12 protein-coding genes and 1 pseudogene are annotated in these 15,147 nt (G+C 33.0%); 5 read left to right on the top strand and 8 right to left on the bottom strand.

Going from position 1 to position 15,147, the window contains the following annotated elements:
* Positions 1-42: 42 nt before the first annotated feature.
* On the bottom strand, positions 43-954 hold the full coding sequence (locus MY490_RS21740) for a Gfo/Idh/MocA family protein (protein WP_248267497.1): 912 nt from the start codon (positions 952-954) through the stop codon (positions 43-45).
* A 386-nt stretch (positions 955-1,340) separates the two neighbouring features.
* On the opposite strand from MY490_RS21740, the gene MY490_RS21735 reads away from it, so the two are divergent.
* Complete coding sequence (locus MY490_RS21735; RefSeq protein WP_248267496.1) at positions 1,341-3,023, top strand: long-chain fatty acid--CoA ligase; 1,683 nt, start codon at positions 1,341-1,343, stop codon at positions 3,021-3,023.
* Between the two features lie 41 nt (positions 3,024-3,064).
* A pseudogene (locus MY490_RS21730) lies at positions 3,065-3,905 on the top strand (DUF1349 domain-containing protein); the annotation flags it as partial.
* A gap of 53 nt (positions 3,906-3,958) precedes the next feature.
* On the opposite strand, the gene MY490_RS21725 reads toward MY490_RS21730, so the two are convergent.
* A complete protein-coding gene (locus MY490_RS21725) occupies positions 3,959-5,494 on the bottom strand; it encodes a DHA2 family efflux MFS transporter permease subunit (RefSeq protein ID WP_248267495.1) in 1,536 nt (511 codons plus the stop codon).
* A gap of 211 nt (positions 5,495-5,705) precedes the next feature.
* Here MY490_RS21725 and MY490_RS21720 point away from each other — a divergent pair, with 211 nt between their 5' ends.
* The 3 genes from MY490_RS21720 (at position 5,706) to MY490_RS21710 (ending at position 9,152) form a co-directional block, all read left to right on the top strand.
* Positions 5,706-6,596, top strand: coding sequence for a TetR/AcrR family transcriptional regulator (locus tag MY490_RS21720; RefSeq protein WP_248267494.1), 891 nt, complete (start codon positions 5,706-5,708; stop codon positions 6,594-6,596).
* 284 nt (positions 6,597-6,880) lie between these two features.
* On the top strand, positions 6,881-8,959 hold the full coding sequence (locus tag MY490_RS21715; protein WP_248267493.1) for a carbon starvation CstA family protein: 2,079 nt from the start codon (positions 6,881-6,883) through the stop codon (positions 8,957-8,959).
* Positions 8,949-9,152: a YbdD/YjiX family protein gene (locus MY490_RS21710; protein ID WP_248267492.1), complete on the top strand. Its 204-nt coding sequence runs from the start codon at positions 8,949-8,951 to the stop codon at positions 9,150-9,152. Before MY490_RS21715 ends, MY490_RS21710 begins: the two co-directional genes overlap by 11 nt.
* An 86-nt stretch (positions 9,153-9,238) precedes the next feature.
* On the opposite strand, the gene MY490_RS21705 is transcribed toward MY490_RS21710, so the two are convergent.
* The 6 genes from MY490_RS21705 to queF all read right to left on the bottom strand — a co-directional run bounded on the left by MY490_RS21705 (position 9,239) and on the right by queF (position 15,142).
* Complete coding sequence (locus tag MY490_RS21705) at positions 9,239-9,910, bottom strand: YdeI/OmpD-associated family protein (protein ID WP_248267491.1); 672 nt, start codon at positions 9,908-9,910, stop codon at positions 9,239-9,241.
* A 113-nt stretch (positions 9,911-10,023) separates the two neighbouring features.
* Positions 10,024-11,967, bottom strand: coding sequence for an FtsX-like permease family protein (locus tag MY490_RS21700; protein ID WP_248267490.1), 1,944 nt, complete (start codon positions 11,965-11,967; stop codon positions 10,024-10,026).
* On the bottom strand, positions 11,957-12,718 hold the full coding sequence (locus MY490_RS21695) for an ABC transporter ATP-binding protein (RefSeq protein WP_098426301.1): 762 nt from the start codon (positions 12,716-12,718) through the stop codon (positions 11,957-11,959). The genes MY490_RS21700 and MY490_RS21695 overlap by 11 nt, the downstream gene beginning before the upstream one ends.
* Positions 12,719-12,822: 104 nt before the next feature.
* Positions 12,823-13,827 (bottom strand): sensor histidine kinase, encoded by a 1,005-nt coding sequence (locus tag MY490_RS21690; RefSeq protein WP_248267489.1) that lies wholly within the window; start codon positions 13,825-13,827, stop codon positions 12,823-12,825.
* A complete protein-coding gene (locus MY490_RS21685) occupies positions 13,827-14,513 on the bottom strand; it encodes a response regulator transcription factor (RefSeq protein ID WP_248267488.1) in 687 nt (228 codons plus the stop codon). Before MY490_RS21685 ends, MY490_RS21690 begins: the two co-directional genes overlap by 1 nt.
* Before the next feature lie 131 nt (positions 14,514-14,644).
* Positions 14,645-15,142 (bottom strand): preQ(1) synthase, encoded by a 498-nt coding sequence (gene queF / locus MY490_RS21680; RefSeq protein WP_248267487.1) that lies wholly within the window; start codon positions 15,140-15,142, stop codon positions 14,645-14,647.
* Positions 15,143-15,147: the final 5 nt, after the last annotated feature.

The raw sequence follows: 15,147 nt of genomic DNA, 5'->3' as shown, positions 1-15,147 counted from the left end.
CGAATAATTAGACCTCTGCAGTCTACTATTCGGGTTTTTTATTTAATATGAATTAGAATCAATATACTGAACGATTCTTTCACAAATTTCATGAGTGATTAAGGAATCATTTATTGAAGGGTCTGGGGGTTTATTCTGTTTTACACAGTCAAGAAAGTGATCAACAATTTGGTAAAACCCACGTTTGTATAAGGTTGGTTCCCAATCACCAAATTTTGTAATATTGATTTCTTTATTATGATAATGGGTTGTTTCGACTAAACTACTCACTACATATTTATTTTGTGGTGTCATATATTCAATAATTTCTTCGGTAACACCGTTGTTTCTGTTCATTATTCCAATAGCGGTGCATCCCTCACCTATAAGATGGATGACTAGGTGTTCGAGCATATTATCTTTCTTTAAGAAATTGACTTTTAAATCAACTACATTAGTGGACAGTAAATACCTGAGTGTATCCACCACATGAATAAAATCCTCTACAACAAATCTTCTAGTATATTCAGGAAAGTTAAATCTATTTTTTTGCATGATTATTAAGCTAGCCTTTCCATGCAGAGTAAGCTCTTTTACTCTAGGGGTAAATCGTCTATTGAATCCAACCATCGCTATTTTTCCTTGTTCTTTGGCTAGATTTACAATTTGTTCAGTCTCTTTGAAATTCATTGAAATAGGTTTATCAATATAAACGTTTATACCATTTAATAATAACTTTTTCGTTATCATATAATGAGCTTCCGTTGCTGTACTAACAAATGCTGCATCAATATTCTTTTCTAACAATTCATCTACTGTATTAACTGTTTCATTGATTCGATATTTTTCTGATAAATGGTCTAGTGTTTTATTACTTCTTGTACATAGCACCAACTCAATCTTTTCTTTTTCAGAAAGGACCGGTAGATAGGCCTTCGCAGCTATATCTCCTAAACCGATTAATCCAATTCTCATATACAAACACCTCACTTGTTTTAATTGAGACATAGAAAAGTGGTAAAGTATGTAATTTTACTTAAAAAAATTGGATACTCAAATCAAATATCTCAGATAAACTGAGTGTTTTTTAAATTTTCTAAAAACTATTTATTCATTTAAGGTTTTCCATTATAATAAGGTCTAAAGTTGATTATGATCATTGTTTACTATTCCATTATCTATTCCATTTTTTCTTTCCACACGAAACTTAGCAATTGCCCCATTTTGCAAATATACTTTCAAATAATGTAAATGAATAAATGCCCTAAATTTTTTTATGCCAAAAATTTCATAATACAAGAAATAGCTGTAAGTATTAAAACTTAATTTAAAATTAGGTACATAAGCGGAGGGGAAAATTTATGAGTACTTCACATTTTGCGTATTGGCCAAAAAGGGTTTCTAAATCTTTAACTTTACCTGAGACAACACTCTATGATAATTTAGTCGTTTCGGCAAAAAGGTATCCAAATAAAACTGCAATAGAGTATTATGGCGCTTCAACAACGTACAAGCAACTTCTTGAAGAGGTTGATCACTTGGCAGGTTATCTTGAACAAAGGTTAGAAATATCTCCTGGTGAACGTGTAATGCTTTATATGCAAAACTCACCCCAATATGTCATCGCCTTTTATGCAATATTAAGAGTAAGAGGAATTGTAGTACCAATTAACCCGATGAACACCACTGATGAACTTGAATTTTACATAAATGATTGTGAAATTAAAACCGCAATCATTGGCCAAGAACTCACCCCTCAAATTGAACCTTTAAAAGCTACAACTGGATTAGAGAATTTAATAGTTGCAGTTTACTCTGAATACTTACCAACCATTCCTTTAGTTTCCGATTTAACCGTTGAAATAACTGAGATAAAGAAAATCTATCAAAACGAAAATTTATTTTATTGGGAGGATGCAATACAAACACAGCTTACCCCGTCACTATATGAAGGTAAATCAGATGATGTTGCAGTCCTTCCATATACTTCAGGAACAACAGGTTTACCAAAAGGCTGTGTACACACACATAAAACGGTACAAGCAAATGTAGTAGGATCTGCCGTTTGGATGAATATTTCTGCAAATGCCGTTAGCTTTTCAACTTTACCTCTATTCCATGTAACAGGAATGGTTCATGGAATGCATACACCGATTCTTACTGGTTCAAGTATGGTATTGCTAACAAGATGGAATCGAAACCATGCATGCAAACTGATTGAACACTATCAATGTACCCATTGGGTAAATATTAGTACAATGCTGATTGACTTTTTAGCAAATCCAAATTTAAATATAGATCACATCAAGTCTCTTGTAAATATTGCAGGTGGTGGAGCTCCTCTTCCAGAAGCAGTAGGAGACCAGTTATTCCAATTAACAGGCTTAAAGTTTGTAGAAGGGTATGGATTATCAGAAACAATTGCTCAGACACATTTTAATCCGCCAGATCGACCAAAACTTCAATGTCTTGGAATACCATCATTTGACGTAGACGCCAGAATTATCGAGCCGGTAACAATGAAACAGTTAGGTGTCGGTGAGGTTGGTGAGATTGTTGTTAATGGACCACAAGTATTTAAAGGATATTTTAACCGACCCGAAGAAACAAATGACGCCTTTATTGAAATGGACGGAAAACTATTTTTCCGTACAGGAGATATCGGTCGGTTTGATGATGAAGGGTACTATTTTATTGTTGACCGTGTTAAGAGGATGATTAACGCATCAGGCTTTAAAGTGTGGCCAACCGAAGTGGAAAACCTACTTTATAAACATCCGGCCATTCAACAAGCTTGTGTTGTTAGTAAACCTGATGAAAAAAGGGGCGAAACAGTAAAGGCATATGTGATCCTAAACCCTCTTTATTCAGGAAATGTAAGTGAGGATGACATTATCGATTGGTCTAAAGAGCATATGGCTAACTATAAATATCCGAGATACGTCGAATTTATTGATAAATTTCCAACTACTGCAAGTGGGAAAATTTTATGGAGGGCTCTTCAGGAAGCAGAATGGAGTAAAGTTGAACAAGTTAATGATTGAGAAAAGTCAATAATACGGGGTAGGGGGTAATTGAAAAGTAAAATACAGATGAATGGTTCCTTGTGCATTTAACAGGAAGACCCTTACCAAGAGAAGGTCAACCGTTGTTAGACCCAAGAGGTTTCTGTCCATTAGGAAGAGAAACTGCTATTCAAAGGCTTGAGTGGAAAAATGATTGGCCGTATGTTGTAGATGGGAATAGTCCTTCACTTGAAATAGAGGGTCCAAAAATAGATGAAGTAAAATGGGAAAGTGATTACCCTGAGATGGATGACTTTAACTCAGAAATCTTAAACCCTCATTTTCAAAACTTGAGAATTCCGTTAGGAGAGAATATCGTTTCACTAAAAGACAATCCAGCACATCTACGACTTTACGGAAGAGAAATCCCTAACATCTAAATTTACTCAGTCATTTATAGCAAGACGCTGGCAACATTTTAACTTTACTGCAGAAACAAAAGTAGCCTTTAATCCAAAGTCATTCCATCAATCAGCTGGTTTAGTAAATTATTACAATACTCAAAACTGGACTTCATGTCAAATCACATGGAATGAAGAAAAGGGTAGAATTCTTGAATTAGTAACATGTGATAATTTTAAGTTCGATCAACCTCTTCAAGGCAACGAAATGATTATTCCAGAACACGTTGAATATGTGTATCTTCGAGTAGATGTGAAAACGAATGTTTACAAGTACTCTTACTCATTTGATGGAGAGGAATGGACAGAAATACCTGTAGCACTTTATTCATATAAACTGTCTGATGATTACATTCAAGGCGGGGGATTCTTTACAGGTGCATTCGTTGGAATGCAATGTCAGGATACGACTGGTCAAGGGCTACATGCGGATTTTGATTATTTTATTTATAAATACTAATAAAAAAAGTTCAACCAATTTGGTTGAACTTTTTTAGTCTTAAACTTACTTTATTAATTCTCTGCTAACTTTTTCTTAAAGTTAGAACTAGTATTAGTATTTTCTTTCACTACAGGTTCTTCTGCAGGTGTTGAACGTTTGATAAAGAATGCAAGAACTAGTGCTACTGCGGCAACGAATACTGTCACATAAAATGAGAAATTAATTCCCTCTAACATTGCCTTCATTGTGATCTCTTGCTTAATTTGAGCAAGCATTTCAGGGGTAGGTTTACTAGTCACATGCTTCATTGCTTCAGCAGCAAGCTCTTTAGCTTTTGATTCTGTACGATTAGACATTACTGTTACGAGTAAAGCAGTACCAATCGCACCGGATACTTGCTGTAAAGTATTATTCATCGCAGTACCATGTGGATAGAATCGTTTTGGTAATTGATTTAAACCATTTGTCGATACTGGCATCATTACCATCGACATACCGAACATACGTAATGAGTATAAAATAATAATATGTGTATAGGTTGTATCCATTGTTAATTTACTTAAAAAATAAGTAGTAACAGTCATAATTGCTAAACCAGTTACAGCAAGTATTCTTCCGCCAATTTTATCAAATAATTTACCCGTAATTGGCGACATAATTGCCATTAATAAAGCACCTGGTAACAGCATTAAGCCTGCATCAAAAGGTTTAATGCCTCTAAGCGTTTGAGTGTAAATCGGTAAAAGCATCATGGCTGAGAACATAGCCATTGTAACGACAATTGAAATCGCTGATGATAAAGCAAACATAGGGTAACGATAAATTCTAAAGTTAAGCATTGGCGTATCAAGTTTTAATTGACGTAAGATAAAGAGTACTAATGAAATAATCCCTACAATTAAAGTAACGTAAGCTTCTGGACTTTCCCATCCTTTTGTTCCTGCAGTACTAAAACCGTACAATAATCCACCAAAACCTAAACTTGATAAAAGAACAGAGAAAAGGTCGATCGTACTATTTGATTTCTCTTTTTTATCTTTAAGTAAGAAAAAGCCAATAATTAAAATCGTAAATGCAATCGGTGAAACAACATGGAAAAGCATTCTCCAGTCATAATGTTCAATAATCCAACCTGATAAAGTTGGTCCGATTGCTGGTGCACCCATCATTACTAAACCAAAGAAGCCCATTGCAGTTCCTCGTTTTTCAACAGGGAAGCTAGTTAGCATAACATTCATTAATAATGGCATTAAAATAGCCGAACCGGAAGCTTGAATCATACGGCCCGCTAATAATAAAGAAAATACATGTGCAAATCCTGCAGTTAAAGTACCGATATTAAATAAAAGTAGTGCGGTTAAAAATAAATGTCTAACAGAATATTTTTGAATTAAAAAAGCAGTAGTCGGAATTAGAATTCCATTAACTAACATATATCCAGTAGAAAGCCATTGAACAGTCGAAGGTTCAACGTCCAAATCCTTCATAATGGAAGGTAAAGCAATATTAAGTAAAGTATTGTTTAAGAAAGCAATAAAAGCCCCAATCATTAGGATTGTAATAATTCCATATGGTGGACTAACTGATTTATTCATGGAATGATCCATGATTTCCCCTCCTTTGTACATCTAGTTCAATTTTTTGAACTGTGTTTCCATCTTCTATATAAGATAATATGATATACCATTCAATCATTAGATGCAATTATAATAACCATTAGAAATCTTTAATAATCTAAACAGATATTTACTAGTTAAAAATGTTAAAATAATGTACTATGTTTTTTAAGCAGTAATTAACTAAAACCAAGGTGATTATATGAATGATCGTAAACAGCATGTTGTAAAAATAGCTCATGAATTGTTTATTGAAAAAGGATTTCAAGCAACATCTATTCAAGACATATTAGAATATAGTGGTATTTCTAAAGGTACATTTTATAATTATTTTTCGTCTAAAAGTGATTTAGTAGTCGCATTATTTAATATGATTTATAAAAAACTTGAACATGAAAGAAATGAGTTGTTGATCGGACAGAGCCCTTCAAATATTGAAATTTTCATTAAACAAATAACTTTGTTAATGGAGGCAAATAGAGATAATAAATTGATTTCTCTATTTGAGGAAGTAATTTATATAAATGACTTAGATATTAAACAGTTCATAAGAGAAGGTAATTTTAAGACATTAAATTGGGTGTATACTCGTTTCTTAGACATTTTTGGTAGCGAGAAGAAAGATTTTTTATTAGATAGTGCCATTATGTTTTTAGGAATTATTCATCATAATGTGAGATACTATGACCTCGCAAAAGATATGAATATTAGTATGGATCAAGTTGTCCGATATAGTGTAAAACGTATCATTAAGATTGTTGAGGATGTTGAGGAATCTGGTGAGCAATTATTCAATTTGGAACTATTAGATAGATGGTTACCAGTAAGAAAGACCGAAGAAAATCTTCAACAAAAGCTTAGTAGTATTATTTGTACAATGAAAAAATCAGCATTAAATAGTAATGAACAACAAAAGTACAATGAATTACTAGATTTTTTACAAAACGAATTGTTGCAGTCAAAAACACCGCGAAAATATTTAATTGAGAGTGCTCTAGTATCCTTAAACGAAGGGAAAATGTTACTAGGAGAAAAAGAACTACAAAGGCTTAATGAACTGATCGACATTAATTTTATACAACATGTAAAATAACTTAATGAATATGAAGGAAAACCATTCTTAGCTTTTAATACTTAGGATGGTTTTCTTTTGTTTAAAAATGATTAGTTCAAATGTTGCGATATCTAAAGTTTTATTTTCCCTTGAAATTCTTTAATTAAGTAAATTCAATACAACTTTCGTCTACTTTTATGAAGAAAAATCAGTTGAAAAACAGTATAAATGTCGTTATTATACTTTTTTTACCATTAATTGACAAAAAATTCTGAATTGATGATATACTTTCTTTTATAAATGAAAAAGGAGGTAACTTGGTTGTGAAATCTTTAAAATCAATAGTAGTTTGGGGATTAATTTCAATACTTGGAGCTTTCTGTTTTTCTGTATTAGCTTTAAAAAGAGGGGAAACAATAAATGCAATTTGGCTCCTCACAGCGGCAGTTTGTACGTATGCAGTGGCTTATCGATTTTATAGTAAGTTTATTGCAGAAAAAGTATTTAAACTGGACGAAGATCGTAAAACACCTGCTGAAATTAATAACGATGGGAAAGACTTTGTACCAACGAATAAGTGGGTACTATTTGGTCATCACTTTGCAGCAATCGCAGGGGCTGGCCCACTGGTTGGCCCAATTTTAGCTGCGCAAATGGGTTATTTACCCGGAACGATTTGGATTATAGTAGGAGTTGTATTTGCAGGGGCAGTACAGGATTTTGTCATATTAGCTGCTTCGACACGTAGAAATGGTAAATCGCTAGGAGAAATGATTAAAGAAGAGATAGGTCCTATAACAGGGGTCATTGCGTTAATTGGTATATTAGGCATTATGGTTATTTTATTAGCTGTATTAGCACTTGTTGTAGTTAAAGCACTTGCAGGAAGTCCGTGGGGAATGTTTACGATTGCAGCAACTATTCCAATCGCGATTTTCATGGGTATTTATATGCGATACATACGTCCAGGTCGAGTAGGAGAAGGATCTTTTATTGGTGTAATTTTATTACTACTTTCTTTATTTGCAGGACAATATGTAGCAGAAAGCCCAACATTAGCGGCAATGTTTACGTTTAAGGGAGAAACAATTGCTCTTATGTTAATTGGTTATGGGTTTATTGCATCAGTACTTCCAGTTTGGCTATTATTAGCTCCACGTGATTATTTAAGCACATTTTTAAAGGTTGGTACGATTTTAGCTTTAGCAATTGGCATTATTATTGTCGCACCGGATTTACAAATGCCGGCCGTTACAAAGTTTATTAACGGAACAGGACCAGTATTTGCCGGAAATCTATTTCCATTTTTATTTATAACAATCGCTTGTGGATCTGTTTCTGGGTTCCATTCATTAGTTGCTTCGGGCACTACCCCTAAAATGATTGAGCGTGAAACGCATGCACGTGTAATTGGTTATGGTGCTATGTTAACGGAGTCTTTTGTAGCTGTTATGGCTATGATTGCCGCTTGTTTATTAACTCCAGGAGCATATTTTGCTATAAATAGCCCACCTGCCATAATTGGAACTGACGTAAACCAAGTGGCTCAAGTAGTTTCTAGCTGGGGCTTTACAATAGCTCCAAATGATTTGACTACGCTAGCCAAAGATGTAGGGGAACAAACAATTCTTTCTCGTACTGGTGGGGCACCAACTTTAGCAATCGGCATGGCGGCACTTTTCTCTAAAGTAATTGGTGGTAAGGCATTGATGGCTTTTTGGTATCATTTTGCTATTCTATTTGAGGCGTTATTTATATTAACTACAATTGATGCTGGAACTAGGATTGGACGTTATATGACGCAGGATATTTTAGGTAATGTGTATAAGCCATTTGGAAAGACAGATTCACTTCCTGCAAATTTAATTGCGACTGCTATTTGCGTTTTCGGCTGGGGCTATTTCCTTTATCAAGGAGTTATTGATCCACTTGGAGGGATTAATACTTTATGGCCATTATTTGGTATCGCAAATCAAATGCTTGCAGCTATTGCATTATTGCTAGGCACAACTATCCTGCTTAAAATGGGGAAAAAGGCATATGCATGGATTACATTAGTGCCAACAATCTGGATATTAATCGTCACAATGACTGCCGGTTGGCAAAAACTATTTCATGCGTTACCAAAAATAGGGTTTTTAGCGCATGCTAAAGTTTTTAAAGATGGTTTAGATGCTGGCAAAATCCTCGCACCAGCAGCTAGTAAAGCACAAATGAACCAAATTATTTTAAATGACTATATTGACGCAACAATTTGTGGATTGTTTATGGTGATTGTGCTTTTAGTTCTAATTGCTTCGATTCGAAATTGGATAAATATATTGTCTAATAAACCGATAAAATTACATGAAACTCCGTACATTAAACGCGAAGAAAGTGAACCGAAAAATTATGCACTATAAAGTGAAGGAGTTCAAAAAATATTATAAACAGTTTATTAGTTTATTAGTAGGTGTACCAAGCTATGAAAAATACGTTGAACATATGAAAACACACCATCCTGATCAACCAATTCAATCTAGAAAAGAGTTCTTTATCGAAGCGCAAGAGTCACGCTTTAATGCTAAAGGTGGTAAAGTTACTCGTTGTTGTTGAAACATATAAACAGACAGGCTGTACATCTAAAAAGTTTAATAAGTGAACAAAATCCACAAGTAAATAATCTTGTGGATTTTTGGCTTCTATTTTTTATCTTTACGATATAAATCCAGCGTTTTGTATCCAGCACCTAAGACCATTTTCATTTCTTCACGTCTTTTAGCTTTCGTTACTTCTTGCTTAGCGCTATAGACGTGTCGTGCCCAATCTTTACGATACCCAGGAGTTAGAGATTGATAGATCGTAAGTAATTCAGGAGAATCTTCTAAATCCTTTTCAACATTTGGAATCATATCGATATAATCATCTACACATTGACTCGCTTTCGATGAATTCGCAGCTTTTGTTTTTGATTCGTCTTTTAATCCAACAACTGTAAAGACGTCATCTAATCCAACCATTCGAGCAAATTTCATTGTACTTGAACCAATATAGCCGCTCTCATCCGCACCTAATCCTTCAAATAAATCATCACGATGAATATAAGTCGGATATACTTTGTTTCCTTTTTTAGGATAGGCAATAAAAAAATAGCCATTTTTATCTAAATAATGATTCTGGATAATCTTTGTGATTAGCTCTTTTAGCGAATCCATATCAAGTACAAAAGCAAATATCAGGTCGTAAGGATGGTTTTGTAGATCCGTATCAAAATGTGGTAGATCTGCAAAATAATTTGCATCACTTGGTTGATTTAAAACAGTAGCTTTTTTATATTTTTTTAAGTTTAGCTTTTCAACAATGGTTTTAGTCATCCCAATCCACCTTTAAACGTAGTATGTTTAAGGCTATTATAAATCAAAATAAGTAAAAAAATAATAGAAGCTCACGTTCGAGCTTCTATTATTTATTAGGTAGTAGTGCTAGTCTAAAGAGCTTCTTTAATTACCTTTTTATAATAAAGAACGGATAAAAGTCCAAATACCGAGTATAAAACAGCATATAAAACCATGACGATAATCATTGGTGTCCAGACTTCAGTACCGAATAAGAACCATCCAGATTGGACAGCAAAATAACTATGAACTAGTCCGACTACTAATGGGATACCGAAATTAAACAATTGCTTAGAACGAATACCTCTTAATAAGTCTCTACGGGAGAAACCTAGTTTACGTAAAATAGTATAGTTTGGTTTTTCGTCAACACTTTCATCCATTTGTTTAAAGTATAAAATGCATCCAGATGTCATTAAGAACGTTAGTCCTAAAAATCCAACGATGAACATAATAAGGCCCATATTTGCTTTCTGACTTTTAACGATTTCAAGTCGAGAAGCATTAGGATAATTCTTATCAAATTGATGGTCGATATAGATATTATTTGCTTTTTCAATTTGTTTTTCATCAATTATATTAATCCCATTGTAGACAGTTGAATCTTTTTGAATTGATGAATCCAGATTCTGTTTTAATGTTTTAAATACTTGATCGTCTACAATAACAGTAGGAAATCCTCCATTTGTAAAGTAGGAAGGTATAATCTTTTCACGTTTTAATCCTAAATAGTTCAGGTTGAATTTTTTCTGGCTGCTAGTTAATTCAATATGCCCTGAATCCTTTAATGTCATAAATTTTTGAAGCAGATCATCATATCCAGTAAATAAGGCTTCATTTGAAGCAAGGTTTACTTTAACTGACTTTTCGCTTACGACCGCTAGTGGGAATTTGTCAGCATCCTTCATCATGCCTTTTAACTCTGTATCTAGTATATTCTTGATATTTGCATTAACTTGAATAACCTCTGTATGTTTTTCTGTATATTTAATACCATTTTCATTTAGCCCAGTTGTGAAACTTTGTAAATCCTTCTTGTTATTTAAGAAAAAGTTAGCAGGGACATGGCTCTCTGCAGTTTTTTCTGCAGAATAATAAGATATATAGCTTAAAGATAATAAGCCAATCGCTAGCGCTGAAACAGTTGTAATAATTGTAAGTAGCAAGGCATTAGACTTCATTCTAAACATAATTGAAGATAAAGATAGGACATCATTAATATTTAAATAGCCATTTTTCTTTTTACGAACGATATTTAAAATAAAACGAACAGAACTTTTATACACTAAATAAGTTCCGATAATGACTGACGCTAAAATATAGATCATTACCGAAAATAGTTCAGTCATAGTAGTAAAATCACCATCAAATAATTTTGATGATAGAAAATAACCTGAGATTATTAATAAAATACCTAAAATTCCAATAGAAATCTCGAAAATAGACATTTTTTTAAGCTTTCCTTCAGTCGATGAGACTACTCGGAACAAAGATAAAATAGTTTGTCTTTTAATAAAAACATAATTCATTAACATAATAAAAGCGTAAATTACGATAAAGACAATTAATGTTTGCACTAATGCTTGTGAAGAAAAATGTAAAGTTGCAATCGCTTTAACTCCGACAATTTTATATAAAATCATAATGATCAGCCTTGAAATTGAAAAACCTACTAAAATCCCTAGAACCAATGAACTAAAATATAGCATACAATTTTCAACAGTTAAAATACCGAAAATCCTGTTTTTAGTCATTCCAATTAATTGAAACAAACCAATTTCTTTACTTCTTCTTTTTATAAAAATCATATTGGCATATAAAAGGAAAATCGAAACGATTGCGACAAGTAAAATCGACGCTGAGCGAATTGCTGCTGCTCCTTTGATTGAACCCTTTGTCGCTTCCATTGATGGGTCATACTGCAATGTAACAAATGAGAAGTATAATGCAGCACTAAAAATTAATGCAAAAACATATAGATAATAGTTTTTTAAATTCTTTTTTAAATTTCGGAATATCAAATGATTAATGCTCATGGTGAACACCACCTAATACACCTTGGGTTTTCATGATATCTTTAAAGAAATTCTGTCTTGTTTCATCGCCTTTGTGTAGTTGTGAATAGATTTGTCCATCTTTAATAAAGACAACACGATTGCAAAAGCTTGCTGCTACTGGGTCATGTGTAACCATTACAATTGTTGCATTTCTTTTCTCATTTAGTTCACTTAGTTTATTTAATAAATCTGAAGCAGATTTTGAATCCAGTGCGCCTGTAGGTTCATCTGCGAAAATAATACTAGGTTCATGAATAAATGCTCTAGCAGCCGAAGTACGCTGTTTTTGTCCCCCGGAGATTTCGTTAGGATACTTATCTTTTAATTCATAAATACCTAGCTCTTTAGCAATTACATCAAACTTTTGATTAGCTTCACTCGGTGATGTTTTTGTTATTGATAAAGGTAGAAGTATATTTTCTTTTACAGTTAATGTGTCTAGTAAGTTATATTCTTGGAAAATAAAGCCTAAATAGTATTTACGAAATTCTGCTAATTGTTTTTCTCTCATATCCGTTATATCCTTACCTTCAATTGCAATCGTTCCACTATTAATCTTATCAATCGAGGAAAGTACGTTTAGTAAAGTTGTTTTACCAGATCCAGATGGACCCATGATACTAACGAATTCACCTTTTTCAATGTTTATATTAATGCCACTTAACACTTCTTGTTTATTAAATTTATTTCCGTAACTTTTATGAATTTTATTTGCTTCTAAAATATTCAATTCATACACTCCTTTATTTTCATTCGATAAAGTTAGTATAAATGGTTACCAAGACCGTTTCCTTTGATTAACCGAACAATAAACAAAAGCATGTGACAATTTTGTCACATGCTTGTTATTTTTACAAATTCATTTCGTTTAGGGAAGGTTAGTGTGAAAATTGAACCTTTATCTAACTCAGATTTTACCTGGAAAGTAATATGTAGGGACTGAGCAGCCTTCTTTGCTAAATATAACCCCATCCCTGTAGAGGCATTGTCTTGATGTTGGATCGTAGAAGTAAATCCTTTTTCGAAAATACGTGGCAAATCTTTTGAATGAATACCACGACCAAAATCTTCAATTTGAAGAATGACTTGCTCATTTTCTTGCTTGCTTATAATCCGAATGTCTGAGGATGGACTATATTTCACGGCATTTGTTAATAGCTGTCGTAGTATATATGATAGCCATTTAGCATCACTGAATACTTCTAACTCCTCTAATTCAATATCAAATCCAATCCCTTTATGTATACACCATGATTGCAAAGTTTTAATCTCTGGATAAATGACATCTTCAAGCTGAATTTTTTCGATATAAAGATCATTTTCAATAAAAGGTATTCTTTTTTGGTGAAGCTGTTGATCTAGTAATAGGTGAATACGAAGCCATTCATATGTTAAATTTGATTTCAACTTTTCATCCTTCATACGATCAATCATTAAGTGCATTGCTGTTAGAGGTGTTTTTACTTCATGAATCCATGATAGGAGCTCATCTTTTTCTTGCTCTAAATAAGTTTGATTCTGAATCGCTATTTTTTTCAATAAGCTTGTTTGATTCGTTAAGCTGTTTTCAACAATTTCTTCAAATGGACTATTTGGTTCTTCAATCCCCGTCAAATCAAGGTTATCTTCACGTTCAACAAGACTCTTATAAAATTTTATTTCTTTAGGATATCGAATAACTAAAAAAATGATAAACAATAATAGTGATAGAAAGACAATGTAAAGTAGTGATTTTAAAGGAATTGACGAATCAATAAATGATACAAATACAACGAGTACTTGTGTTAATAGAAAAAAAAGAATCCAACTAAATCGCTCTATTAGAAATGTTTTAAACATTAGATCCCCTCTTCTAAAGCAATATATCCTTGACCAACTTTTGTTTCAATAAATTGTCCTAATCCTATTTCATCTAGTCTTTTACGCAATCGGTTTACGTTTACTGTTAAAGTGTTATCACTAATAAATCGCTTGTCATCCCAAAGGGCATTTATTAATTCCTCACGACTTACGATTTTATTTTTTTGTTCAATTAGCAATTTTAAAATATAGATCTCATTCTTTGTCAGTTCAATTGTACCAGTTTCATTCGATACATTATTTTTTTCATAGTCGACCGTTGCACCACACCAAGTTTTAAGAGTAATTTTTTCGGTATTGTAATTATATACGCGTCTAAGAGTAGCCTGGATTTTCGCAATTAGTACATCAAAATGGAATGGCTTTTGTATAAAATCATCTGCTCCAAGCTGCATCGACATGACCATATCCGAGGGGTGATCCCTTGAAGATAGAAAGATAATTGGTACATTTGAATGGGAACGAATCATGCGGCACCAATGGAAACCATCGTATTTTGGAAGTTGTATATCAATGATGACTAAATCAGGTTTTATTTCTGTAAACTCTTGAATTACCTTACTAAAATCTTTTATTCCAAATACCTCATAGGACCATCCAGATAAGCGATCTTTAATCTCAGTGAATAGAGAAGAATCATCTTCAATGAGTAATAGTTTAAACAAATGATTTCACCACACTTTTTATTTACTTTCCATTAATTGTAAAATAAAAACAAGTTAAGTGCCATAAACGAATATAGTATTTGCCTGATTAAAAAAAGTACACTGTATTTTAAACAGTGCACTTTTAGTTCTTATCGATTATCAATCTTCTCAGGATATAAATCATGGTTCATCATACGATGTTCAGCCATTTTTTCGTATTTAGTACCTGGACGACCATAGTTACAATATGGGTCGATTGAAATTCCCCCACGTGGAGTGAATTTCCCCCAGACCTCAATATAACGAGGATCCATTAATTCGATTAGATCATCCATAATAATATTCATGCAATCCTCATGGAAGTCACCATGATTACGGAAGCTAAAGAAGTATAATTTTAATGATTTACTTTCAACCATTTTTTTCTCAGGAATATAGCTTATATAAATTGTCGCAAAATCAGGTTGGCCAGTTTTTGGACAAAGTGAAGTGAATTCAGGGAAATTAAATTTTACGAAATAATCACGATCTGGGTGAGTATTATCAAATGTTTCTAATATTCCTGGATCGTATTCAAATAAATATTTTGTGTTGTTGCTGCCAAGTAATGATACATCTTCTAGTGAACCTTTTGATCTTCCTACCATTTTGG

It is taken from the genome of Gottfriedia acidiceleris, from assembly GCF_023115465.1.
Lineage (GTDB): Bacteria > Bacillota > Bacilli > Bacillales > Bacillaceae_G > Gottfriedia > Gottfriedia acidiceleris_B.
Note: the sequence above shows the minus strand (reverse complement) of the source record. Positions and strands in the feature narration are given on the sequence as shown.